Source organism: Burkholderia sp. MSh2 (assembly GCF_000731655.1).
GTDB classification, from domain to species: domain Bacteria; phylum Pseudomonadota; class Gammaproteobacteria; order Burkholderiales; family Burkholderiaceae; genus Burkholderia; species Burkholderia paludis.
The window spans coordinates 189,628-213,270 of the sequence record NZ_JPGM01000005.1 but is presented as its reverse complement, the minus strand read 5'-3'; the positions used below and the strand labels follow the sequence as shown (position 1 = coordinate 213,270).

23 protein-coding genes are annotated in these 23,643 nt (G+C 69.1%); 12 read left to right on the top strand and 11 right to left on the bottom strand.

Translation table 11 applies throughout. The annotated features are described in order from the left end of the window. Window positions 1-30 precede the first annotated feature (30 nt). Window positions 31-120, top strand: coding sequence for a zinc-binding dehydrogenase (locus GQ57_RS04515; RefSeq protein WP_034197185.1), 90 nt, complete (start codon window positions 31-33; stop codon window positions 118-120). Between the two features lie 254 nt (window positions 121-374). On the opposite strand, the gene GQ57_RS04510 is transcribed toward GQ57_RS04515, so the two are convergent. Beyond that, on the bottom strand, window positions 375-758 hold the full coding sequence (locus tag GQ57_RS04510) for a hypothetical protein (protein WP_031402267.1): 384 nt from the start codon (window positions 756-758) through the stop codon (window positions 375-377). 187 nt (window positions 759-945) lie between these two features. Here GQ57_RS04510 and GQ57_RS04505 point away from each other — a divergent pair, with 187 nt between their 5' ends. The 3 genes from GQ57_RS04505 to GQ57_RS04495 all read left to right on the top strand — a co-directional run bounded on the left by GQ57_RS04505 (window position 946) and on the right by GQ57_RS04495 (window position 3,701). Then, window positions 946-1,467 carry a GNAT family N-acetyltransferase gene (locus tag GQ57_RS04505; RefSeq protein ID WP_031402266.1) on the top strand — a complete coding sequence of 174 codons (522 nt, stop codon included), beginning with the start codon at window positions 946-948 and terminating at the stop codon, window positions 1,465-1,467. Between the two features lie 257 nt (window positions 1,468-1,724). After that, window positions 1,725-2,057, top strand: a complete 333-nt coding sequence (locus GQ57_RS04500; RefSeq protein ID WP_052001067.1) for a putative quinol monooxygenase — start codon at window positions 1,725-1,727, stop codon at window positions 2,055-2,057. 306 nt (window positions 2,058-2,363) lie between these two features. After that, on the top strand, window positions 2,364-3,701 hold the full coding sequence (locus GQ57_RS04495; RefSeq protein ID WP_034197184.1) for an MFS transporter: 1,338 nt from the start codon (window positions 2,364-2,366) through the stop codon (window positions 3,699-3,701). 11 nt (window positions 3,702-3,712) lie between these two features. Here the strand turns inward: GQ57_RS04495 and GQ57_RS04490 are convergent, their stop codons facing one another. Both GQ57_RS04490 and GQ57_RS04485 read right to left on the bottom strand, forming a co-directional pair. Continuing rightward, window positions 3,713-4,723 (bottom strand): 3-hydroxybutyryl-CoA dehydrogenase, encoded by a 1,011-nt coding sequence (locus GQ57_RS04490; RefSeq protein ID WP_034197183.1) that lies wholly within the window; start codon window positions 4,721-4,723, stop codon window positions 3,713-3,715. After that, on the bottom strand, window positions 4,720-5,826 hold the full coding sequence (locus GQ57_RS04485) for an NAD/NADP-dependent octopine/nopaline dehydrogenase family protein (RefSeq protein WP_031402262.1): 1,107 nt from the start codon (window positions 5,824-5,826) through the stop codon (window positions 4,720-4,722). Before GQ57_RS04485 ends, GQ57_RS04490 begins: the two co-directional genes overlap by 4 nt. Before the next feature lie 161 nt (window positions 5,827-5,987). Here GQ57_RS04485 and GQ57_RS04480 point away from each other — a divergent pair, with 161 nt between their 5' ends. Both GQ57_RS04480 and GQ57_RS04475 read left to right on the top strand, forming a co-directional pair. Next, complete coding sequence (locus tag GQ57_RS04480; RefSeq protein WP_034197182.1) at window positions 5,988-6,962, top strand: AraC family transcriptional regulator; 975 nt, start codon at window positions 5,988-5,990, stop codon at window positions 6,960-6,962. Further along, window positions 6,959-7,996 (top strand): LysR family transcriptional regulator, encoded by a 1,038-nt coding sequence (locus GQ57_RS04475; protein WP_031402260.1) that lies wholly within the window; start codon window positions 6,959-6,961, stop codon window positions 7,994-7,996. Before GQ57_RS04480 ends, GQ57_RS04475 begins: the two co-directional genes overlap by 4 nt. 42 nt (window positions 7,997-8,038) lie before the next feature. Here the strand turns inward: GQ57_RS04475 and GQ57_RS04470 are convergent, their stop codons facing one another. Next, complete coding sequence (locus tag GQ57_RS04470) at window positions 8,039-9,157, bottom strand: porin (protein WP_034197229.1); 1,119 nt, start codon at window positions 9,155-9,157, stop codon at window positions 8,039-8,041. Window positions 9,158-9,568: 411 nt separating this feature from the next. Here GQ57_RS04470 and GQ57_RS04465 point away from each other — a divergent pair, with 411 nt between their 5' ends. Further along, entirely contained in the window at window positions 9,569-10,966 is a 1,398-nt protein-coding gene (locus tag GQ57_RS04465; RefSeq protein ID WP_034197181.1) for a spinster family MFS transporter, read from the top strand. 150 nt (window positions 10,967-11,116) lie between these two features. Continuing rightward, window positions 11,117-12,106 carry a PDR/VanB family oxidoreductase gene (locus GQ57_RS04460; protein WP_034197180.1) on the top strand — a complete coding sequence of 330 codons (990 nt, stop codon included), beginning with the start codon at window positions 11,117-11,119 and terminating at the stop codon, window positions 12,104-12,106. A gap of 107 nt (window positions 12,107-12,213) precedes the next feature. On the opposite strand, the gene GQ57_RS04455 is transcribed toward GQ57_RS04460, so the two are convergent. The 6 genes from GQ57_RS04455 to GQ57_RS04430 form a co-directional block, all read right to left on the bottom strand. After that, on the bottom strand, window positions 12,214-13,134 hold the full coding sequence (locus tag GQ57_RS04455; protein WP_034197179.1) for a LysR family transcriptional regulator: 921 nt from the start codon (window positions 13,132-13,134) through the stop codon (window positions 12,214-12,216). 85 nt (window positions 13,135-13,219) lie between these two features. After that, a complete protein-coding gene (locus GQ57_RS04450; protein ID WP_034197178.1) occupies window positions 13,220-14,140 on the bottom strand; it encodes a LysR family transcriptional regulator in 921 nt (306 codons plus the stop codon). A 67-nt stretch (window positions 14,141-14,207) separates the two neighbouring features. Further along, window positions 14,208-14,912 carry a hypothetical protein gene (locus GQ57_RS04445; protein ID WP_034197177.1) on the bottom strand — a complete coding sequence of 235 codons (705 nt, stop codon included), beginning with the start codon at window positions 14,910-14,912 and terminating at the stop codon, window positions 14,208-14,210. A gap of 3 nt (window positions 14,913-14,915) precedes the next feature. Continuing rightward, a complete protein-coding gene (locus GQ57_RS04440; protein ID WP_034197228.1) occupies window positions 14,916-15,437 on the bottom strand; it encodes a flavin reductase in 522 nt (173 codons plus the stop codon). A gap of 38 nt (window positions 15,438-15,475) precedes the next feature. Beyond that, entirely contained in the window at window positions 15,476-16,669 is a 1,194-nt protein-coding gene (locus GQ57_RS04435) for an acyl-CoA dehydrogenase family protein (RefSeq protein ID WP_034197176.1), read from the bottom strand. 49 nt (window positions 16,670-16,718) lie between these two features. Further along, window positions 16,719-18,053: an MFS transporter gene (locus GQ57_RS04430; RefSeq protein ID WP_034197175.1), complete on the bottom strand. Its 1,335-nt coding sequence runs from the start codon at window positions 18,051-18,053 to the stop codon at window positions 16,719-16,721. Between the two features lie 323 nt (window positions 18,054-18,376). Between GQ57_RS04430 and GQ57_RS04425 the strand changes: the two genes are divergently transcribed. The 3 genes from GQ57_RS04425 to GQ57_RS04415 all read left to right on the top strand — a co-directional run bounded on the left by GQ57_RS04425 (window position 18,377) and on the right by GQ57_RS04415 (window position 20,612). Next, window positions 18,377-19,660 (top strand): aromatic ring-hydroxylating oxygenase subunit alpha, encoded by a 1,284-nt coding sequence (locus GQ57_RS04425; protein ID WP_034197174.1) that lies wholly within the window; start codon window positions 18,377-18,379, stop codon window positions 19,658-19,660. Next, window positions 19,657-20,160, top strand: a complete 504-nt coding sequence (locus GQ57_RS04420) for an aromatic-ring-hydroxylating dioxygenase subunit beta (protein WP_034197173.1) — start codon at window positions 19,657-19,659, stop codon at window positions 20,158-20,160. Before GQ57_RS04425 ends, GQ57_RS04420 begins: the two co-directional genes overlap by 4 nt. 65 nt (window positions 20,161-20,225) lie before the next feature. Continuing rightward, window positions 20,226-20,612, top strand: coding sequence for a tautomerase family protein (locus GQ57_RS04415; RefSeq protein WP_031402248.1), 387 nt, complete (start codon window positions 20,226-20,228; stop codon window positions 20,610-20,612). 50 nt (window positions 20,613-20,662) lie between these two features. On the opposite strand, the gene GQ57_RS04410 is transcribed toward GQ57_RS04415, so the two are convergent. Continuing rightward, the gene (locus tag GQ57_RS04410) at window positions 20,663-22,216 is read right to left on the bottom strand and encodes an ATP-binding protein (RefSeq protein WP_034197172.1); all 1,554 of its coding nucleotides are present in this window, start codon (window positions 22,214-22,216) and stop codon (window positions 20,663-20,665) included. A gap of 165 nt (window positions 22,217-22,381) precedes the next feature. On the opposite strand from GQ57_RS04410, the gene GQ57_RS04405 reads away from it, so the two are divergent. Next, window positions 22,382-23,575, top strand: a complete 1,194-nt coding sequence (locus GQ57_RS04405) for an acyl-CoA dehydrogenase family protein (RefSeq protein WP_034197171.1) — start codon at window positions 22,382-22,384, stop codon at window positions 23,573-23,575. Window positions 23,576-23,643: the final 68 nt, after the last annotated feature.

Here is a 23,643-nt window from a genome sequence, read left to right as displayed (position 1 = left end):
GCGGGCGGCATCGCGCGGGGGTCGGACGAAGTGCGCACGTTCGCGTTCGACGACATCGCCGACGCGCATCGGTGCATGGAGGCCGGCGCCGAGAGGGGAAAGATCGTCGTCACGGCCTGAGCCCGGCGAGAGGGCTCCTGCGCGGCGCGAACCGGCAGCCGGCACCCGGCACCCGGACGCCGCGCGTAAGGAACGGAAGGAACGGAAGGAACGGAAGGAACGGCGGCATCGTGCGCTAACCGACGCGGCCAAGCGGTGCGCGTACCGATCGGGAACCGGACGCCGCGAGCCGCTGGCGGACACGGACGGAAAACGAGAAGGGGCGTCGCACGCATGCGCGTGACGCCCCTTCTTCGCTTACGGAAAAGTTTCAGCTAGGCCGCCCGCCCCAGCAGGTCGGTTGCGAACGACTTCGCGTGCGCGACGGCGTCCTGCGCGTCGCCGAATACCCCGAGCTGATCCCAGTGTTCCTCGGCCGCATACGTGCCCTTCACGGCGAGCGCCCGCTGCACGCTCAACTCCGCTGCATATCGGCCATCCTCCAGCGGGCGGGCCGACGCGACCACCTTGTGCGGCGGGCTGGCCCTTTCCGGCTGGATCAGCTCGGCAGCGCCGTCGGCCACGCCGATATTCATCAACTCGTTCCTGGCCTGGCAATCCGGGCAGTAGAAGCACCACCCCGCGTCCTCCCGGTGGGGCCTGACCTGCCCGCGCGCGAGCACGGCGCGGCATTCAACGTTTTCGCAGATGAACGGCATGGCAGTCTCCGAAGTTGTTTGACAAAAATCCTAGCATGTCCGCCGACGATCAACCATCGGCATCCGCCTGATTGCCGGGCGCGCCCCGCCGCGCCTCGCACGGCGCGTTCGCGGCATGCCGGCGCTCGCGAGCCTCGTGCCGCTCACGATAAACTATCCGGCCGACCACCGAATCGAGAGCGCTTCAATGCTGATCCGCGTTGCCACCCTGTCCGATGCCGTCCCGCTCGCCGAGCTGAAGCGCGACACGTTTCGCGAAACCTTCCTGCAAGACGGCTTCGACCTCGGCTACCCGCCGGACGATCTTGCCGCGTACGAGGCGCACACCTACTCGGTGGAAGCGGTCACGGCGCAGCTCGCCGATCCGCAGTACCGCACATGGGTCGCCGAAAGCGACGACGGCGGGCTGGTCGGCTATGCGCACGCCGGGCCGTGCAAGCTGCCGCACCCGGAAGTGGCCGACGGTTCGGGGGAAATTCACCAGATCTATCTTCGGCGAAGCACGCAAGGCACCGGCGCCGGGCGCGCGCTGTTCGATTCCGCGCTGGACTATCTGGCGGCGGAACGCCCCGGCCCCGTATGGCTCGGCGTGTGGTCCGGCAACGCGAAGGCGATCGCCTTCTACGAGAAGGCCGGTTTCAGGCAGGTCGGCACGTACGATTTCAAGGTCGGCGATTCGACCGACCTGGAATTCATCTACCGTCGCTGACACCCCGGCTCGGAAAGCCGGCGCCGTTGACGCGCCCGGGCCGATCAGGTTATCTTGAATTTATGCAGCTCAATCCGGTTCCCTTCGCACGCATCACCACAACGACGACCATCGCCAACGGCGGGTCGTCCGGAGTGCGCGCGCGGTAATCGTCGCAGTTGCATGCACCAGGAGCCCCGCCGGCAAGCGACGGGGCTCTTTGCGTTTACGGCGCCCCGCTCCATCGCCGGCATCCCACACGTCAGCCAGGAGTCGCCATGAACGAAGTCGATCGTCCAAGCCGGAGCAACGAACACGAGGTGCTGCTCGTCATCTCGATTCAAACCCTTCCCGGGAAACGTCACGAGCAGATTGCCGCATTCGAACGGCTGGCGCCTGTCGTCCGGGCCGAACCCGGATGTCTTCAGTACGACCTGCACCCCGTCGTCGGCGACGAACACGGCTTCGTGCTGATCGAGCGCTGGGCGTCCGAGCAAGCGCTGGCCGCTCACGACGTGACGCCCCACATGATCGCGAACGATGCGCATGGCCCGACATTCAGGGCCGCGCCCGCCAACGTGCTGCGGCTGGCGCCCGACAGTCTCGCGTAGGCGGAAGCAGGGCGGCGCGGGCGCACGCGATGCCCGATGCCGTGTGTCGGCCGCCCGAGCGGCGAGCCGACCGTCATCGCGTTCCCCGCCCCGGTCGCCGCCGCGTCACCGCAGTTTCTCCGCGACCGCGCGCGCCACCATGCTCGGCGCATCGCCGCGTTCGAGCGCCGCGCGCCGACCATCATTTGCGGGAGTGATGACACGCCCCTTTTTCTGCGGATTTGACCGGGGGCACGGCGCCGACAACACTGGGGCCTGCAGTGCCGCAAAAGACGGCACGCACCCGCCTCCCCTTCAGAGTCCGCCATGTACCCGACCGACACCGTGCAATCCCCGAGCGCCGCCCGGCCGCTCGCCGACCGGCAGCTGCGCCGGATCGTCATCGCCTCCGTCGCCGGCAACGCGATGGAGTGGTACGACTTTTTCGTGTACGGCACCGCCGCCGCGCTCGTGTTCGGCCATGTGTTCTTCCCGCCCGGCGCCTCGCCGCTCGCCGGCAGCCTCGCCGCGTTCGCGGCGTTCGCGCTCGGCTTCGTCGCGCGCCCGCTCGGCGGGATCGTGTTCGGTCATGTCGGCGATCGCTACGGGCGCAAGGCGTCGCTCGTCTGGACGCTGCTGATCATGGGCGCGTCGACGTTCGCGATCGGCCTGCTGCCGACCTATGCGCAGGTCGGCCTGTGGGCGCCGGCGGCGCTCGTCGCGCTGCGCCTGCTACAAGGCATCGCGTCCGGCGGCGAATGGGGCGGCGGCGTGCTGATGATCAGCGAGAATGCGCCGCCCGCGCAGCGCGGCTACTACGCGGCATGGAGCCAGCTCGGCGTGGGCGGCGGCTTCGTGCTGTCGTCGGCCGCGTTCCTCGCCGCGCAGGCGCTGCCGGACGACATGTTCCGCACGTGGGGCTGGCGGCTGCCGTTCCTCGCGAGCATCGCGATCTTCGCGATCGGCATCTATATCCGCCGCCACCTGCCGGAAAGCCGCGATTTCGAGCTGGCCGGCAAACGCGGCGCTCACACGCATCTGCCGATCGTCGACTGCATCCGCCGCCACCCGAAGGAAATCCTGCTCGCGATGGGGCTGCGCGTGGCCGAGAACGGCGGCGCGTACATCTTTCTCGCGTTCTCGCTGGTCTACGGCAAATACGTGGGCATCCCGAATGGCGTGATGCTGACCGGCGTGATGATCGCCATGATCGTCGAAATGGGCGCGATGCTCGCGTGGGGCCGGCTGTCCGACCGGATCGGCCGCAAACCCGTGTACCTGATCGGCGCACTAAGCCTCGTCGCGTGCGCGTTCCCGTTCTTCTGGCTGCTCGACACGCGCGCGACGCCGCTCGTCTGGCTCGCGCTGACGGTGGCCACGGCCGTGAGCCACGGCGCGATGATCGGCACGCTGCCCGCGCTCGTCGGCGAGCTGTTCAGCACCGAGGTGCGCTACTCGGGCGTCGCGCTCGGGCATGAAGTGGCGTCGATCTTCGCGGGCGGGATGTCGCCGCTGATCGCGACCGCGCTGCTCGCGCGCTATCACGCGTCATGGCCCGTGTCGCTGTTCCTCGTCGCGCTCGGCCTCGTGACCGTCGCGACCCTGTGCGTGATGCGCGAGACGCGCATCACGCAGGCCGACGGTGCGCGCGGCGACCCGGCATGACCGCGCAACGTTCAGCGTCCGGCGTCCCGCCGTGCGCCGTCGAACGCCGGGGCCAGCCCGAGATGATCGAGCAGCCGCGCGAATTCGCCGAGCCGCTGCCGCATGTACGCGGGTACGTCGACATCCGCATAGTCGTGGAAGCCGACGCCCGTGCGTACGCCGTCGCGCCCGGCCTCCATGTTGCGCACGACGCTCGCGGCCGGTGCGAAGCGCGGGCCGATCTCGCCGGCCAGGTATTGCGACGCGTAGTACAGGATGTCGCAGCCGCCCCAGTCGATGAATTCGAGCAGCCCGAGCACCGCGAAGCGCGGCCCGAAGCCGGTGCGGATCGCCGTGTCGATGTCCTCGGCGCTTGCGACGCCCTCCTCGACCATCCGCGCGGCTTCGTTCATCGCGAGCGCCTGGATGCGCGGCACGATATAGCCGGGCGCCGGCCCGCAGATCACCGGCTTCTTGCCGACGCGCCCGAGCAGCGCGGCGAGTGCGTCGACGACGGACGGGTCCGTCGCATCGCTGCGGCTGATCTCGACGAGCGGCATCAGCAGCGCGGGATTCAGCCAGTGCGCGTTCAGCATCCGCTCGGGGTGCGCGACATGGCGCTGCAACCCGGTGACGACGAAGGTCGACGTGGTCGATGCGATCGTGGCACCGGCATCGACGTGTTCGCCGAGCCAGCGCAGCGCGCCGGCTTTCGCGTCCAGCACTTCGGGCAACGCCTCGAACACGATATCGGCGCGGCGCACCGCTTCCGCCGCGCCGTCGTGCGAGACGAGCGCGATGCGCGCAACGACCGTATCGGCCTGCGCGGCGTCGATACGGCCGAGCGCGACCTGCGCATGCAGCGGTCGCAACATCTCGTCGCGCGTGCGCGCCTCGAATGCCTGCCGGCCGGCCGCATCGCGCCGCTTGAAGTCGATCAGCGTCACGTCGAGGCCGGCGAACGCGAACACGAGTGCGATCCCCTGCCCCATGCGTCCCGCGCCGAGCACGTGGATGCGCGTCACATCGGCGGCCGCCTTCATGCCGCGCCCCCCGTGTCGAGCAGCGTGCGCATCGCGTCCTTCGACAGTCCGGCAAGCCCGAGCCGCTCCAGCGTGCGGCCCTCCGCATACAGGTCGCGCTCCGCGACCGCGCTCGCGATGCTCAGCAGCCCTTGCGCGACGGGCGTGGGCGCGCCGGCCCAGCGCCCGCACGACACGACGAACGACAGCCCGAGCCGGGTGTCCTCGAGCATGTAGCGATGCGTGCGCAGATCGATCTTCTCGCGCCAGTCGCCGCTATCGGTCAGCTTGCCGTGTGCGCCGCGCCCGTACATCCACTCGTCGCCTTCGCTCGCGTAGTGATCCGCGAGCGGGAAATGCGGCGCACGATAACCGAGCGCTTCGCGCACCGCGATGCGCTCGGCGTCGAGCGCATTCGTCACGCGGCGGATCGACGGCTGCGTGCCTTCGTTGTGGATGTCCCACGCGTCGAAGTGTTCGAGCGGCCCGGCGTTCATCAGGATCAGCGGCGGATGAATCACGGGGCCCGCGTTCATCAGCGCGCCGGACAACGCATCCTCGACCGGCTCGACCGACGGATAGCCCGCGCGCAGCACGTCGAACGCCCAGCCGGCCGCATTCGCCGGAAACACGCCGGTCGGCAAGCGCGTCGCATAGGCGCTGATCACGACATCGTTGTCGCCGTGCTTGCGCACGAGATACGGCAGCGTGCCGGTTTCGGCGAAGGCGATGCGCGAACGGTTGCCGGCGTCGGCCGCCGCACGCGCGAACACGAAGCTTCCGAACGTGCCGGGCGGCAGGAATACGACCTGGCCGTCCGCCAGCAACGGCGCGACCTGCGCGGCGAGCGCATCGTGCGACGTGGACGGCAGCGGCACCACGACGAGCTGCGCGCCATGCAGCGCGGCCACGAGATCGTCGGTCAGGCGGATCGCGCCGGGCGCACTGCCGAGCGGCACGGTCCGCTTGCCGCGATAGTCGGTCACGTTCAGCACGCCGAGCTCGCGCAGCCGCGCGTGCGGCTCGCGGTCGCGCCGCCACCACGTCACGTCGTGGCCCTTCTCGAGCATGTCGATGGCCGCCGCATGGCAGCCGTGGCCGCCGCCCAGAACACATACCTTCATCGCTTTCTCCCGGTGATTGGTTGTTTCCGAGACTACGCGGCCCTCCCCGGCGCGTCGCTTCAAAACGCGCAACGACACGCCCGTTCGCGCAACGCAATCGGCGCGACGCGCTCGCCGCCCCGCCCTCGCATCCGCATCCGCATCCGCCACGAGGTCTGTGAATGGACATCGCCCTTTCCCGCCATGCGCCGAACCGGCTCGGCACGCTGCAGGCGCCAGACGAAGTCGAACGCGCGGTCGCGCACCGGCTCGGGCCGCACCGGATGGCCTCGTCCGGCCGCGATCCGTTTCATGCGGAACTGTACGAGGTGCCGCTGCATCGCGGCGCGCTGCTCGAACTCTGCTACGGCCGCGAAACGCGCATCGATTTCGGCGACGACGCCGATCACTTTCTGTTCAGGTTGACGCTCGCCGGCACGTGCGAACTGCAGGCCGGCGATGTCGTGGCGCGCGCCGGCCCCGGCGAGCTGACGGTATCGTCGCCCGCGCTCGCGAGCCGCCTGCGCACGAGCCCCGAGTGCCGCAACCTCGTGCTGCGCCTCGAACGCGGCGCGCTCGAACGCAAGCTGCAGGACCTCCTGCAAGCGACGCTCACGCAGCCGCTGCAGTTCGATCTCGCGGTCGGCGGCGCAGGCACGGGTGCCGCGCTCGTGCTGCCGACCTTCGAATACCTGTGCCGGCTCGGCGCGCAGCCGGGCATCGGCACGAACTCGCCGGGATTCGGCGCCGACCTCACCGCGTGGCTGATGGCGCTGCTGCTCATGCACCTGCCGCACTCGCACAGCGGCGCGCTCGCGCGCGGCACGCCGCCGTTGCCGGCGCACGTCCGCCGCGCATGCGCCCACGTCGATGCGCATCTCGGCGAACCGCTCTCGCTCACCGCGCTCGCGGACGTCGCGGGCGTCGCCCCCCGCACGCTGCAGCATGCGTTCCGCGCGTTCCTGCACACCACGCCGGCCGCATACGTGCGCGAGCGCCGGCTTGCGGCCGTGCACGCGGCGCTGCAACGCGGCGACGCGCGCAGCGTGACCGACGTGCTGATCGCGCACGGCATCCATGGCTTCGGCCATTTCGCGAAGGCGTATGCACGGCGTTACGGCCATGCGCCCTCCGTTACCGCGAGACAGACACGATGACGCACGCCGCAACCGGCCGCCCGGCGACGCCGGCCCGCCCCGACCCGTCAGCGCACGAGGCCGACTCGCCCGACGGCCTGCGCGTGCAGGATCTCGATCTCAACTTGCTGAAGACGTTTCGCGCGGTCTACGAGGAGCGGCACGTGGGCCGCGCGGCGCTGCGGCTCGGCGTCACGCAGCCGTCGGTCAGCCATGCGCTCGGCCGGCTGCGGCTGATGTTCCGCGATGCGCTGTTCGTGCGCACCGGCACGGGCGTCGAGCCGACGCCGCGCGCGCAGCGGCTCGCGATCTCGGTCGACAAGGCGCTCGCGATCCTGCAGGACGTGCTCGACGAAGGGTCGCGCTTCACGCCCGACAGCACGCAGCGCGTGTTCCGGCTGCACATGAGCGATTTCGCGGCGAGTGCATTCCTGCCGACGCTGCTCGCCGCGTTCGACCGGCGTGCGCCGGGCGCGGTGATCGAGACGCTGCACGTCGACGAATGCCAGCTCAACGTCGCACTCGAATCGGGGCGCATCGACTTCGCGCTCGGACAATTCGCCGACGCGTCGAGTCACTTCCAGCGCACCGCGCTGCTGCACGAGCGCTGCGTGCTGCTGATGCCGCGCCGCACCGCGCAACGCATCGGGTTGCCCGGCGATTTCGTGCTCGACGGCGCGGCGCCCGATGGGCTGCGCTTCGTCGCTGTCACGTCACATCCGCAGTCGATGCAGCTGCTCGAACGACATGCCCTGATGCCGCGCGTACGCGCGGCGCTGCCCGATTTCATGGTGGTGCCGGCGCTGCTGCAGGACGGCGACTACGCGCTGATCCTGCCGGAGACGATCGCGATCACGTTCGCCGCGCGGCAGCCGTGCGTGCTGTACGAGATCGCGGGCGCCGGCGAATGGACCGTCAATGCGTACTGGCACCGGCGCTTCGATGCGGACCCCGGCCATCGCTGGCTGCGCGCGCTGCTGCTGGAGCTGTTCCATATCGGCGAGCAGGCGCCGTTCGACGCATGGCTCGCGCCGCAGCCGCCCGCCTGCGCGTAGCGGCGCAAGCGGGCGCGCGCGGCCGCGGGCCCGCCGACCTGCTCAGAACGACGTGAGGATGCCCGCGACGATCGAGCTCGCGGTCGCGCCCGGCCTGGCGACCGCGACACCGCCGCCGGCCGCGCCGTTGACGACGAAGCTCGCATGCGCGCCATTGCGCACCATCGCGGCGCCCGTGTACAGCACCGTGCGCTTCGACAGCGGATAGTCGAAACGGATGCCGTACGAATCGGCGTCGCCGTCGCTGTCCGCGACCTTCCGGTAATGGCCGACGCTCAACAGCAGCGACGCGCGCCCGATCGGCACCGTCGCGCTCAGTTCCATGATGTCGCTGTGCGGATACGCGCTTTGGCTGTCGATCGCGGTCGCGACGTCGGGGCCGCCGCGATGGCGCATGTACAGCGCGGCGACCTTCACGACGTCGAAGTCGTACGAAATCGCGCCGAGCGTGTAGTTGCCGTTCGCGGCCGGGCTCGTGTCGCCGAGTGCGGCGGCCGCCACCGGGCTGAACTTCTGCTGCATGTAGTCGACGTCGACCGACAGGCCGCCGCGCACGTAATTGACGCCCGCGCCATAGGTGTCGCCGAGCGTCGCGGGCTGTCCGGCCGCGCCGTTGGTGCCGCGCGCGGCCATCGCGCGCAGCATGAAGCCCGCATAGCGCGGCGACGTGTAGCGCATCGCGTTGCGCACGCGCAGGAACGCGGGCCCGACGAAGTTGTCGGTCGCGTTGCCCCACGCGAGCCCCGCGCCGAGGCCGGGCAGGCTGTAGGTCACGAGCGTCGTATGCAGGATCGTGTAGAGCTCGCCGAACTGCACGCCGCCGAACGGCCCCGTGATGCCGACCCACGCTTCGCGGCCGAACAGCGCGCTGCTGTTCGACAGCGCACCGCTGCCCGCGTTGAAGCCGTCCTCGAGCTTGAAGATCGTCGCGTAACCGCCGCCGAGATCCTCGACGCCCTTCAGCCCCCACTGCGACGCCCACAGGTCGCCGCTGCCCATGCGCACCACGTGATTCGGCCCGGCGTTCGCGTATTCGATCGCGGTGTCGATGCGGCCGTAGAGCGTCACGCTCGACTGCGCGGCGGCCGGCAGCGCGATGCAGGCGAGCAGCGCGGCAAGCGGTACGGCAAGCCGGTCGGCCCGCCCGTTCGGTTGGTTCATCTTCGTCGTCCCGTAGAAGTGCCGGCGCCGGTCGGCATCGCGCCGCATGATGTGATGCACGCTCGCCGCAAGGGGCCAGCGCTGCCGATCGAAAAACGGGCCGAGTCTAGGAACGACAATTTCGGACGTCGATGCAATGCGGTCTATATGGCTTATAGATGCGCCGCATGATGCACGCGCGCCCCGCCGCACGCGCGCTGCGCGGCGGCCCGCGCGCGCGGCCTCGGTGTTTTCTTTATGCGGGTCGGTAAATGTCCGTGTGGCGCCGCTGTCACTCCGGCTATGGCGGCCGAATTTGGCCGACTACGCTGCGTCTCCGAGCGCGTCGCCCGCACGCGTTCGCGCCGCGACGGCGCCCGGCCCGCAAGGCCGCTGCCGCGCCTTTCCACCGCCCGCTCCTGGAGAATCCGCATGTCCGCATCCACGGCCCGCGCTGCCGACGGCAAGCGCTATACGTACGAATGGTATGTCGTCGTCATCTGCATGCTCGCGTACGTCTTTTCGTTCGTCGACCGTCAGGTCCTCGTGCTGATGATCGAACCGATCAAGCGCGACCTGCACCTGTCCGACACGCAGTTCAGCCTGCTCAACGGCTTCGCGTTCTCGTTGTTCTACGCGGTGATGGGGCTGCCCGTCGCGTATCTCGCCGACCGCCATGCACGCCCGCGCATCATCTCGCTCGGCATCGCGCTGTGGAGCGTCGCGACGGCCACGTGCGGCCTCAGCCAGCATTTCGTGCAGATGTTCATCGCGCGGATGGGCGTGGGCGTCGGCGAGGCCGCGCTGTCGCCCGGCGCGTATTCGATGCTCGCCGACTACTTTCCGAAGGAGAAGCTCGGACGCGCGATCGCCGTGTATTCGCTCGGCTCGTTCATCGGCGGCGGCGTCGCGTTCCTGATCGGCGGCTACGTGATCGCGCTGCTCAAGCATGCGAGCGCGTTCACGCTGCCGGTCGTCGGGCAGGTGCATGCGTGGCAGGTCACGTTCCTGATCGTCGGGCTGCCGGGGATCCTCGTTGCGCTGCTGTTCGCCGCGACCGTGCGCGACCCGCAGCGCAAGGGGCTCGCGCAGGATCGCTCGGGCGCCGTGCGGCGCGTGTCGATGCGCGATTCGCTGCGCTTCGTCGGCGCGCATCGCGCGACCTTCTCGTGCCATTACCTCGGCTTCTCGTTCTACGCGATGACGCTGTACTGCCTGCTGAGCTGGACACCGGCGTTCTATATCCGCCGCTTCGGGATGACGGCCGTCGAGGCCGGCTACACGCTCGGCATCGTGCTGCTGGTCGCGAATACGGCCGGCGTGTTCTGCGGCGGCTGGCTCAACGACTGGCTGCTGCGGCGCGGCCGTGCCGATGCGCCGCTGCGCGCCGGCGCGATCGGCGCCGCGTGCATGGCGATTCCCGCGACGCTGTTCACGCAGCTCGACAGCCTGCCCGCGTCGCTCGCGACGCTCGTCGTCGCGATGTTCTTCGCGTCGTTCCCGATGCCGACGTCGACCGCCGCGATGCAAACGCTCGCGCCGAACCAGATGCGCGCGCAGATCTCCGCGCTGTTCCTGCTCGTGTCGAACCTGGTCGCACTCGGGATCGGCACGACCGTCGTCGCGTTGTTCACCGATCGCGTGTTCGGCGCACCGGCGGCGGTCGGTCATTCGATGTCGATCGTCAACGTCGCGGCGGCCACGCTGGCCGCGCTGCTGCTGGCCGCCGGCTGCCGCCACTATCGCCGCAGCCTCGATCGCGAACGCGGCCATGCATCGGCATCGGCACCCCTGGCAGCCGATGCGGGCGACGCGATCGCCGCGCGCTGAGCCCATTCGCGCCATCGACCATCATCCATCCCGCTGATTCTGGTATCGCTTTTTAATCGATTTGATTTATGCGATGCCCGTCCCTATTCTCGATCGCATGACGGCGCGGCGTCTGCCGCGCCGCTGTTCTCCCACCCCACGGAACTTCCCATGCAAGCGAACCGCCACCAGGTCCGGATCGACGCGCTGATCGACGCGGCGCAGGACATCCGCTGTTTCCGGGTTTCGCGCGTCGACGGCCAGCCATTCGACACGTATGAGCCGGGCGCCCACATCGACGTCACCGCGCCGTCCGGCGTCACGCGGCAATACTCGTTGTGCGGCAATCCCGACGAGCGCGGCAGCTACCTGTTCGCGGTGAAGAAGGAGGCGCAGTCGCGCGGCGGCTCGCGCTCGCTGCACGACGACGTGAGCGTCGGCGCCGAATTGTCGATCGGCGCGCCGCGCAACCTGTTTCGTCTGACGGATGACGCGAGCGAGCACGTGCTGATCGCGGCCGGCATCGGCATCACGCCGCTGCTGTCGATGGCGTACGCGCTGCACAAGCGCGGCGCCCGCTACCGGCTGCATTACTTCGCGCGCAGCCGCGAGCACGCGGCCTTCGTCGACCAGCTGTCGGCCGAGCCGTTCGCGCCGCATGTGACGTTCCACTACGGCGTCGAACCCGATGCGCTGGCTATCGAACTCGGCCGTTGCGTCGCGTCGCTCGACGCGCACGCGCATGTCTACACGTGCGGCCCGGGGCCATTCATGGATGCGGTGGTCGCGGCAGCCGCGACGCGCGTGCCCGAAGACTCGGTTCATCTCGAACGTTTTGCGGCAGAACCCGTGGCCGCGGATGCGGGCCATGCCGAAGCCGGCGCCGGCCCGGCCGACGGCTTCGAGGTGCGGTTGCAGCGCAGCGGGCAATCCGTGCGCGTGACACCCGACACGTCGATCGTCGACGCGCTCGCGCGGATCGGCATCGAAGTCGATACGTCATGCGGCGAAGGCGTGTGCGGCACCTGCATGGTGCCCGTCGTCGACGGCGAGCCCGATCATCGCGACCACTGCCTCAGCAAGGCCGAACGCGCGAGCAACACGGTGATCTGCTGCTGCGTGTCGCGCGCGCGCTCGGCGGTGCTGGTGCTCGACCTCTGACGCATCCGGCACGAGCGGCGCCTGTTCAGGACGTCTCGTGCCATCGAAACGCCCGACGAGTTCGGCGAGCAACGCACACATCCACGCGATGCCCTCGCCCTCATGCGTCACGCGTTATCGAACCGCTCGACGAGTTCGACGAGCAGCATGCGCATCCACGCGTTACCCTCGTCTTCATGGAAATGCTCGTGCCAGTGCATCGTCACCGGCGCGGGCGGCAGCGTGACAGGCAGGTCATACAGACGGAATGCATTGTCGCGGTTCAATATCTGCGCGAGCCGCCTCGGCAGCGTCGCATACAGATCCGTAACCGACAGCACGCTCGGCAGTGCGACGAAGTGCGGCACTTCGAGCGCGATGTTGCGGCCCACGCCCTGCGCGCGCAACGCATCGTCGAGCGCATGGTGGCTGTGCTCGACCGATTTCACGTTGACGTGCGCGGCGCGCACGAATTGCTCGAGGCTCAGCGCAGCGCCGCTCGGCAAGCCACGCCGGCGGCCCGTCATGCAGACATAGGTTTCCTCGAACAGCACCTGATGGCGCGTGCGAGGCATCAACTCCGGCAGGTTGCCGATCGCGAAATCCAGCCGGCTCGCGCGCAGCGCTTCCTCGATCTCGTCCACCGGCAGCGGCTGTACGCTCAGCGTCACGCGCGGCGCGCGCTCGCGCAGGGCCTGGCAGATCGCCGGCAGGTACGCCATCTCGCCGGCATCCGACAACGACAGCCGGAACGTGCGCGTGCTGGTGGCCGGATCGAAGCGCTCCGCGTAGCGCAGCGCCACACGCACCATGTCGAGCGCCTTGCCGACGATGCCCGCGAGTTCGAGCGCGACCGGTGTCGGCTGCATGCCCGAGCGCGTGCGCACGAACAGCGGATCGTCGAACAGCGTGCGCAACCGCCCGAGCGAATAGCTGACGGCCGGCTGCGACAGCGCGAGCCGCTCGCCGGCCTTCGTCAGGCTGCGTTCCTCGACGATCGCCTGAAATACGCGCAACAGGTTCAGATCGAGATGATCGACCGACGTCATGACCGCCTCCACTATTCGTCAAATTGATGCGTGAACGCATTCTAAATCAGTGAAGCGGATTTCAGGCAGGTGCGCGAAATCGTCGTCAGGCTTCCTGACGATGGAACATCTCGTGGATCACGCCGCGCAGCCACGCAATGCCCGGGTCCGCCGCGAACTGCACGTGCGTGTGCATCTGGATTTCGATCGGCGGCAGCACAAAGGGCAACGGAAGTATGCGGAACGCGCGGCCGCGGTTGAAGCGCTCGGCGACGCTGCGTGGGAAGATGATCGCCAGATCGGTGTGCTGCACGATCTCCGGCGCGACGATGAAGTGCGGCAGCCGCAACACGACGGTGCGCTCGACGTGCAACTCGTCGAGCCACTTCTCGACCATCCGGTGGCCGGTCGCATTGCTGCTCGCGTAAATGTAGCGCAGCGCGGTCAGGTCTTCCTGCGTCGGCGCGCGCTTGCGCAGCGGATGGCCGGCCCGCACCATGCACACGTGTTCGTCCGAGAACAGCGTTTCGCTCACGCAGCCGGGCCCCGGATCGGGCACGTAGCCGAGCGCGAGATCGATCTCGCCGCTGCGCATGGCGGCGCCGACCGCGTCGACCGCCGTGCTCGCGATGTCGACGCGAATGCCGGGCGCGACGTCCGCGAGCCTCGCCAGCAGCGGCGGCAGGAAATAGAACTCCGACATGTCGGACATCGACAGCCGGAAGGTGCGGTTCGCGGTGGCCGGATCGAAATGCGCGACCTGCTGCACCGCGAGATCGATGATGCCGAACGCGCGCGTCAGCGGGCCGTGCAGCTGGCGCGCCGTGTCGGTCGGCGCCATGCCGGTCGGCGTGCGCACGAACAGCGGATCGTCGAACAGGTTGCGCAGGCGCCGCAGCGCGTGGCTGACGGCCGGCTGCGTGAGCCCGAGCCGCTCGCCTGCCGCGGTCAGGCTGCGCAGTTCCGAGATCGCGAGAAACACGCGCAGCAGGTTGAGGTCGGTGACGACCGGACGGGATTGGGTCATGGTGCTCGTGAGCCGCGGCGGGCGCGCGTCGACACGACGACCAGGCGGTCGCGCGACGCGGCGCAGACTACTCGGCCGATGTTATCCCAAAACTTTCGCTGGCCATCGGGAAATGCGGTGTGGCGCCGGTAAACGGCGGCAGCGCGTCGAAATCCCTGCGCATCAACAGCCGTACCGGCGACGCCAGCGCGTGCTCCAGCGCGGCGGCATCGTCGAACACGACCTTGTTGCGCTGCATCGCATGCGCGCGCGGCGCCGGCAGCGCGGTCCGGTAGTCGACGCGCGTATAGATTTCGATCGCGCGGATGCCCGGCAATCGCGCCATCAGCGGCGGATGATGGTCGAGATAGTGCGACAGCCATGCGTTAGGGTCCGAGGCTTCGCCGTCGTAGCTGACGAGGTAGGTGCAGCTGTGCGCGGCCGCGCGCGGGCCGGCCAGCGGGATCCGGCGCACGGCCATCGCCTGCTGGACGACGCGCCGCCCCGCCGCCTGCCATCGCGCGACGCAGGCATGCGCGGCGCCCGCCGGTGCGAGCATCGCTTCGAGCCTGCCGAGTTCGGCGAAATAACATTGCAGCACGGCTGCCGGCGACGGCGGACGCGCAACGGGGTCGGCGCGGTCGGCGGCCAGCGCGACGGGCCGATGCACGACCAGCCGCTTCAGCCCGGGCACCGCGCGCAGCGCCGCCGCCGCATCGTCGAGGCCCGGTGGCGGCACGCCGGCGTCATCGTTTCCGCTGCGATCGACGATCAGGAACAGGCAGACGTCCATCCGTCACCCCGCCTGCGCGGCCAGCGGATGCGCGAGCCGATGGAACGCTCGGCCGAAATAGATCAACCCGTCGGCCGCCGCGTGCAGCGCGATGTGATCGACCTCGACGAACATCACCGAATGCGAGCCGACCGCCTTGCTGTCGATGATGCGGCCTTCGAGGCTGACATTCGCGTCGGCCAGCACCGGGACGCCGGTTTTCCCGTCCAGCCAGCGCGTGTCGTCGAATCGCGCATCGCCCGGCGTCATGCCGGCGAACGTCCTGGCGATTTCCTGGCACGCGGACGGCAACAGGTTGATCGCGATGCGCCCGTTGCCGCGCATGATGTCATGCGCACGGCTGCCGCGATTGATGCACACCAGCATCGTCGGCGGCGTGTCGGTCACCGAGCAGACCGCGCTCGCGGTGATGCCCCAGCGGCCGTGCGCGCCATCGGTGGTAATGACGTTGACACCGGCCGGCAGGCGCGACATCGCCTCGCGAAAGTCCCGGCGCATGTCGTCGTGGATCGTCGAATCGTTCATCTGAAGCTCCTGCTGCGAAAAATCGGCGCGATTGCCGGTCACGGATACGGCGTCACCGGTGCGATGCCGGCGAACACGGCACCGGAACCGTCGTAGGTCGCCTCGCCGAGAAACGCGTGCTGCGTGACCACGATCGAATCGCGCACCAGTTGCTGCAGCCGGTTCTCGCGGTAAATCGCAGCCGTGCCCGCGAGCTGGTACGCCTGCATCACGACCTTCGCGCACACCTGCGCGGCGTGCGTCGCGCTCAGCCGCAGCAGGTTGGCCTGCTGCGGCGACACCGGACGGCCGGCGGCCAGCGACGCCCACGCAGCTTCCGCCGTCTCGTAGAAAAACGCGCGCGCGCTGCGCCAGTCGGCCTCGGCCTTCGCGAGGCCCTCGCGGTAGTACGGACGATCGGCGAGACGCGGCGCACCGGTCGTCGTCTTCGTCGCGCCCGACATTGCGGTGAGCAGGTCGAGCGCGGCGCGCGCGATGCCGACGTTGACCGCCGCATGCACCTGCGCCTGGTAAGCAACCGCCGGATAGCGGTACAGCGGCTCGTCGACGGTCGGCTCGCCGCCGCGCACAAACGTCCAGGCTTCGTCGACGAACTGGTCGTTCAGCGCGAGATCGTGGCTGCCGGTGCCCTGCATGCCGACCACACGCCAGTTCTCGACGATCTCGACGTCGTCGGCGCGAAACACGGCCGTGAACGGCTTGCCCGGCGTCCCGCCGTCGGCAGGCGCACCGCCGATGCCGACTCCGATCCAGTCCGCGCCCTTGCAGCCGCTCGCGAAGCGCCAGCGCCCCGTCACGCGGTAGCCGCCCGGCACGCGCTGCGCCGGCTGCAGCGGGTACAGCCCACCGGCGAACACCTGGTCGGGACCGTCCGCATAGATCGTGCGCTGCGTGTCGAGCGGCAGCGCGGCGAGATAGGTATTGGCCGAACCGAATGCCGCGACCCACGCGGCCGACCCGTCGGCGATCGCAATCCGTTCGAGCATGGCGAGGAACACGTGCGGCGGCAGCGCGTCGCCGCCGAAACGGCCCGGCGTGCCGGCGCGGAAGATGCCCGCGCGCTTCATCATCGCGATCACGTCGCGCGGCACGTGCGACAGCCGGTCGAACTCGTCGCGCCTGCGTCCGACTTCGGCGATCACCGCCTCGAGGGGCAGCGGCGAGCGGTCGGCCGGTTGTGGTGACGCGGGCGCGTCGGGCACGACGGCATGAATGGCGGAATTGGCTTGCATGGCAACTTCCTGAAAGGGCGAAGGGTCTGGACGAAAGGCGTTGCGACGGTCAGCGCGAGCGGGCCGCATCGCGCATCGCCTTCGGGCGGGTTTCCGGCGCGATGCAGGTCGCGACGACCGTGATCGCACCGAGGATCACGAGATAGATGACGATCGGCGTCGCGCTGCGGTAATGCGCAAGAAGCGCGGTCGCGATCACCGGCGACAGCCCGCCGCCGAGCACCGACGCCATCTCGCGGCCGATGCCGAGCCCCGAGAAGCGCAGGTGCACGGGCAGCAGTTCGCTGATGAACGCCGGCTGCGCGCCTTCGAGGATGCCGATCGCGACGCTGTTCGCCAGGATCAGCGCGACGATCACATGCGAGAAGCGGCCCGACTGCAGCAGCGTGAAGTACGGATACGCGATCAACACGACGGCGACGGCGCCGAGCAGATAGACGGGCTTGCGGCCGACCCGATCGGTCAGGCGGCCCGCGATCAGCGTCACCGGAATCATCAGCAGCATCGAGATCACGAGCCCGCCCAGCAGCCACGATGCATCGAGACCGATGAATTTCCCGTATGCGAGCGAGAATGCGAAGAACAGATACGACACCGCGCCTTCGCCGAACCGCAGCCCGAACACCGTCAGCACCTCGCGCGGGCATTCGCGCAGCACGTCGACGAGCGGCGTCGCGCTGGACTTCTGCGTCGAACGCGCTTCGGCGAATTCCGCGCTTTCACCGATCGAGCGGCGCATCCACAGGCCGAACCCGACCAGCACGATGCTCGCGAGAAACGGCATGCGCCAGCCCCAGCGCTCGATGTCGGCGGCCGGCAACTGCTGCACGAGCAGGAACGCGGCGGTCGACAGCACGAAGCCGAACGCCGCGCCGCACGGGCTCCACGCGGCCAGCGCGCCGCGCCGGTCGGCCGGCGCGTTCTCGTGGATCAGCAGGATGCTGCCGCTCCATTCTCCGCCCGCGGCAAGCCCCTGCAGCACGCGCAGCAATACGAGCGCGACCGGTGCCGCAATGCCGATCTCTCGATAGGTCGGCAACAGGCCCATCCCGACCGTCGCGGCGCCCATCGTCAACATCGTCAGCATCATCACGGTCTTGCGGCCGTAACGATCGCCGATGTGCCCGCACAGCAGGCCGCCGATCGGGCGCGCGACGAAGCCGACCGTGAAGCCGCCGAACGCCGCGATCGTGCCGGTCAGCGGATCGCTGCCGACCGGAAAGAACAGCTTGCCGAACAGCAGCGCGGCGGCCGTCCCGTACAGGAAGAAGTCGTACCATTCGAGTACCTGCCCGAGCACGGCCGTGGTGACCGCACGTCGGACCGAATTCGTGCTGCGGGAAGCGGGCAACGTAACCGCTGACAAGGGCGCTGGCGAGTTCATGGGGATCCAGGAATAAAATCAGTTGTCCTGCCCAATAGGTATCGGGCGGCAGGTCCGCGATCGAATCTGTTCACTGCGTCCGACCCACGATAAGAGCGCAGCCGGCCCCGGTCAAATTCCCGCCAAAAATGCCGCCCATGAACCGCATGCATGGTCGCGACCTATCGCGAGCGGCGCGCCTGATTATCCATGCAGCTTATTTAGTCTCATCTTTAAGATCAATTTGACGGATTAATTCGCGATGACGACACTGGTCTCGCTATCCGCATGAGGTCCGCCGGCCGGGCCTTGCACTTCCTCGCGACTCTTTCCCCACGACGACGATGAGCGACATTCCCTACCAGACGATCGACACCCGTGCGTTGCACGGCCTCGCGCAACCCGACCGCATCGCGCCCGCGATGTATCACGATCCCGCGCTGTTCGAAGCCGAGCTCGACCGCATCTTCTACCGCACCTGGATCTGGGTCGCGCACGAGAGCGAGCTGCCGAACCCGGGCGATTTCATCACGACGACGATCGGTCGCCAGCCGGTGATCGTCGTGCGCGACAGGACCGGCGAAATCAACGTGCTGCAGAACCGCTGCCGCCATCGCGGCGCGACCGTGTGCGAATCGCACAAGGGCAACGCGAAGGGTTTCACGTGCCCGTATCACAGCTGGTCGTACGCGCTCGACGGGACGCTGCGCGCGCTGCCGTACGGTGACGGCTACGAAGGCGTGTGCGAAAAAGGCGACCTGCCGCTCGTGAAGCTGCGCGTCGGCGTGTACCAGGGCCTGATCTTCGCGAGCTTCAACGACGCGATCGAACCGCTCGAGGATTTCCTCGGCGGCGCGAAGCCGTGGATCGACCTGTTCATGAAACAGGGCGCCGGTTATCCGATCAAGGCGAACGGCGAACACAAGTTCAAGTTCAAGGGCAACTGGAAGATCCAGCTCGAGAACACGACCGACCTCTATCACTTCCCGGTCGTGCACAAGTCGTGGATGAAGTCGATCGACGACGAGACGGCCGCCGCGATCACGAGCTTCATGACGAGCGAAGACGCGTTCTGCCGCGGGCTCGGCAACGGCCACAGCCTCGCGGTGCTGATGCCCGAGCTGATCGATCTCGACGAGGACGACGGCGCGCCGCTGCCCGAGCGCTTCGCGCCGCTCGCGGCGAAGCTCGCCGAGCGCCACGCGCCGGACGAAGTGCGCCGCATCGTGCGCTCGCTGATGGGCGTCGGTTTCAACCTGAACCTGTTCCCGAACCTCGCGCTGTCGATGGCGTTCTTCCGCGTGCTGCGGCCGATCGCCGCGAACGAAACCGAGATCCGCCACGTTGCGCTCGCGATGGACGGCGGCCCCGACGAAGCGAACCGCGAGCGGCTGCGCATACACGAACACTTCCAGGGCCCGTTCGGCTTCGGCAGCCCCGACGACGCGGAGGCGTGGGAGCGCGTGCAGCGCGGCGCGCACGCGGGCCCCGACGTGCCGATCCTCGTGAATCGCGGGCTGAACCGCGAAACCACCGCCGCGAACGGCGAAAAGACCGCGCACGCGACCGACGAAACCGGGATGCGCGAGGCCTACCGGCAATGGCGCACGATGATGGAGCAAGCATGATGGATGACCGCAACGCCCTTTTCTCGCAGCAGACCTTCGCCCGCGCGGTCGAATTCGTGTGGCGCGAAGCCGAGATGCTCGACCGTCGCGACTATCGCGCCTGGCTCGACCTGTGGGATCCGGCCGGCCATTACGTGGTGCCGATCGATCCCGACACGACCGATTTTGCCGCGACGCTGAACTACGTGTTCGACGACCAGGACATGCGCGAGAAGCGCGTGCAGCGGATGGTGTCCGGTTACTCGGCGTCGGCCGTCGACGCGGCACGCACGGTGCGCACCGTGTCGCGCTTCACGCTGGAAAGCAGCAGCGCCGATACCGTCGAGCTGAAATCCGCGCAGGTCGTCGTCGCGTACAAGCGCGGCGTCGCGACGCTGTTCGCGGCCGACGTCACGCACAAGCTGTACGTCGACGCCGAAGGCGAGATGCGGATTGCCGGAAAGGTCGTGCGCCTGATCGACTCGACCGAAGCGCTCAGCGCGATCGGCTTCCTGCTGTAAGCCGTCGCCGGTTCGCCGCTGCCAACGCAAAGGTGAGCCGGCAACCTTCACCTTTCCGGACGACCATGCCCACCCTCGAAGTTTTCCTGCCGGCCGGCCATGACGATGCACGCAAGGCCGCGCTGATCGCGCGGCTCACCGATGCCACCGTCGACGCGATCGGCGCGCCGGCCGAAGCCGTTCGCATCCTGCTCAATGAATTGCCGGCGACCCACATCGGGCTCGGCGGCCGCAGTGCGGCGGACGGCGCGCCGCCGTCGCTGCCGGTGATCGTCGCGATCCTGATCGCCGGCCGCACCGATGCGCAGAAGCGCGCGCTGATCGCCGCGTTGTCGGAAACGAGCGCGAGTGTGCTCGATGCGCCACTGCAGGCGACGCGCGTCATGATCAAGGATATTCCGAACACCGATTTCGGCATCGGCGGCCAGACCGCGCGGGCGCTGGGGCGCTGATCGTGCGCCGCGCGCCGCCACGGGCTCGTCGCACGCAGCGGCAGCGCTGGCTACGACTGCGCGCCCGCGAGCGGCAGCGTCACGCAGCAGTCGAGCCCGCCGCCATCGGCCGGGCTCGCACCGATCCGGCCGCCGTGGCGCGTCACGATGCTCTTGCACAGCGACAAGCCGATCCCGTTGCCGCCGGCCTTCGACGACGAGAAGCCGTCGAACAGCCGGTCGTGCGCGCCGGCCGCAATGCCCGGGCCATTGTCGATCGCGCGCAGCTCGGCGTGCCCGGCCACGTTCGCGGTGCCGAGCGTCAGCATGCGCGGCACGCGTTCGCAACCGGCAAACGCCTCGATCGCATTGAACGCGAGATTCAGGATCACCTGCCCGATCAGCACACGCTCGCAGCGGATCGGCAGCGGCGTTCCGGCCTGCACGATCGCGACCGTCACGCCGGCCTCCTTCGCACGCAGTTCGATGAAATACGCGACGTCCGCGAGGATGTCGCGCAAGTCGGCGAGCGCGACGACCGGCTCGCGCTTCACGATGAACTCGCGCACGCTCTTGATGATCAGCGCCGCGTGCTCGGCCTGCCGGTCGGCGCTGCGCAGCCCCCAGATCGCGTCGTCGACCGCGCCGCGCCCGTTCAGCCGCTGCACCGCCCCTTCGATGAAATTGCGCACGGCCGCGAGCGGCTGGCTCAGCTCGTGCGCGATCACGCTCGCCATCTCGCCCATCGCGTTGGTGCGGCCCGCGTGTTCGAGCATGCGCGCTTCGGTGCGGCGTGCCTCCTCGATCGCGACTTCGTCGCTCACGTCGCGGAACTGCACGAGCAGCCCGTCGAGATCGTCCTCGATCTCGACCTGCCGGCACAGGATGCGCAGCCAGCACGGCGAGCCGTCGCGCCGCACGATCCGGTAGCGCTGCGGCGCGGACGGGCAGGCGGACGGTGCATCGCGCAATTGCGCGACGAGCCGGTCGCGGTCGGCCTCGGAGCAGTAGTCGAGCACCTCGCCGAGCGCTTCGTCGGGCGCGAGCCCGAGCACGCGGCGCCCCGACTCGCTGATGAACTGCACGCCGCCGTGCGGCGTGACGACCGCGATACCCTCGTCGAGATCCTGCATGAATTCGCGCAGCCGCGCCTCGTAGCGGCGCAACTGCTGGCGGACCGCCTCTTCCGCGCTGATGTCGCGGAACTGCACCATCACGACGTCGCGCCCGCGCAGCGGAACATAGGTGGCGGTGGCCTCGGACAGCATGTCGACGCCCGTGCGCGAGCGGTAACACCACTCGTACACCTGCGGCCCGTCGACGAGCGCGCGATCCCACGCGCTCACGGCGATCTCGCGCTGGTATTTCGGCTCGGGACGCGTCATGTCCGGCGCCTTCAGCGGCAGCAGTTCCTCGACGGTAAAACCGAGCGCGATGCACGCGGCGCGATTCGCCCACACGATCGCCTTCGTGTGCGCGTCGTGCAGCAGCACGCAGGTGGTCAGCGCGTCGAGCAGCCGGTGGAAATCGTCTTCGTCGGGGAAACTCATGATCGGGTCCGGATGAAGGCGCGCGGCGTCGCGCGGCCGGAAACCCAACATAGCACCGCCGCGCGCCGGTCGCATCTGAAGATTTCTTTAGGCCGGCACGGAACGTCACCAGTCGTGCAGCCCAACGCACCAATTGCCGCGTGTTTTCTGCGTTTCTAGACTGCTTGCATCGTCGTGCCGCTACCCAGGACAGCACGCATGCCGCCCGCATCCGAACCCTTGTCCGCCCAGGAGACAACCATGCCGCAAGCCGCCCTCGCCGTCGAACCCGTGCCGTCCTCGCCGCCCGTGACAGGCGCCGCGGCCGCACAGCTGTCGCCGCTCGACGCCGTGATCGAGACCGTCGCCGCGCGCCGTGACGAATTCGACCGTCTGTCGCATGTGCCGCGCGACGTGATCGCGCTGTTCAAGCAGGCCGGCATCTATCGCGCGGGTACGCCGCGCCGTTTCGGCGGCGATGCGCTCGCGCCGACCGCGTTCCTCGACATGATCGAACGGATCGCGACCGCCGACGGTTCGGCCGCATGGGTCGCGAGCTTCGGCTCCGCGAACGTCTATCTCGCCGCGCTGCCGCTCGAAACCCAGGCCGAGCTGTACGCGAGCGGCCCCGACCAGGTGTTCGCGGGCGGCCTGTTCCCGGTGCAGCCCGCGCAGGGCGCCCCGGGCGGCTGGTACGTGGACGGCACATGGAAATTCGCGAGCGGCTGCAAGGGCGCGGACTGGCTCGGCGTCGGCATCGCCGTGCCGGGCGCGCACGACGCCGCGCCGAACAAGCCGCGCACGGCCGTGTTCCGCGCGGCCGACGTCGAGATCGTGGAGAACTGGAACGTGGTCGGCATGCAGGGCACCGGCAGCCACGACCTGCGGGTCGCGCACCGCTTCGTGCCCGAAGCGTGGACCTTCGTGCGCGGCGGCGAGCCGACCGTCGACGAGCCGCTGTACCGTTACCCGACCGTCGCCTATGCCGCGCAGGTGCTGGCCGTCGTCAACCTCGGGCTCGCGCGCGCGGCGCTCGACGTGGTGAACCGGATGTCGGGCGGCCGGCAGACGACGACCGGCGCGCCGCGTCTCGCCGACCGCGCGTATTTCCGCATCGAACTCGCGAAGGCCGAGGCGCAACTGCGCTCGGCGCGCACGTTCTTCTACGACGCGACCGACACCGTGTGGCAGTCGATCCTCGCCGGCCACCCGGTGACGCCCGAGCAGGTCAGCCTGCTGCGGCTCGCGGCCACGCAGATCGCGCGCGAAGGCGCGAGCGTCGTCGAACGCGCGTACCGCCTCGGCGGCACCGCGGCGATCTATCGCACGCACCCGCTGCAGCGGCTGCTGCGCGACGCGATGGTCGTCACGCAGCACGCGTTTCTCGCCGAAGGCAACTTCGACGGCGCCGGCGCGGTGTTCACCGGTGCGACGCCGTTTCCCGGCTATCTGTAACCGCGCGAGCCGCAACCGTTTGAATGCGCATGACGCCCGGGCGCCGTCGCCCGCCGGCTCATGCGTCC